Origin of the sequence: Kluyvera sichuanensis (assembly GCF_014218705.1) — a bacterium.
Taxonomy (GTDB): Bacteria; Pseudomonadota; Gammaproteobacteria; order Enterobacterales; family Enterobacteriaceae; genus Kluyvera; species Kluyvera sichuanensis.
On sequence record NZ_JABBJF010000109.1, the window covers coordinates 1 to 224 of the forward strand.

1 pseudogene is annotated in these 224 nt (G+C 57.6%); it reads left to right on the forward strand.

Annotation, left to right across the window (positions count from 1 at the left end):
• Positions 1–224, forward strand: a pseudogene (locus HII27_RS27655) (transketolase); the annotation flags it as partial.

The following is a 224-nucleotide window of genomic DNA, read 5'->3' on the forward strand; positions in this document are numbered from 1 at the left end:
GTGCTGTCTAACGGCCACGGCTCCATGCTGATTTACAGCCTGCTGCACCTCACCGGTTACGATCTGCCGATCGAAGAGCTGAAAAACTTCCGTCAACTGCACTCCAAAACCCCTGGTCACCCTGAAGTAGGTTACACCGCTGGTGTTGAAACCACTACCGGCCCGCTGGGCCAGGGCATCGCGAACGCCGTAGGTATGGCGATTGCAGAAAAAACGCTGGCGGC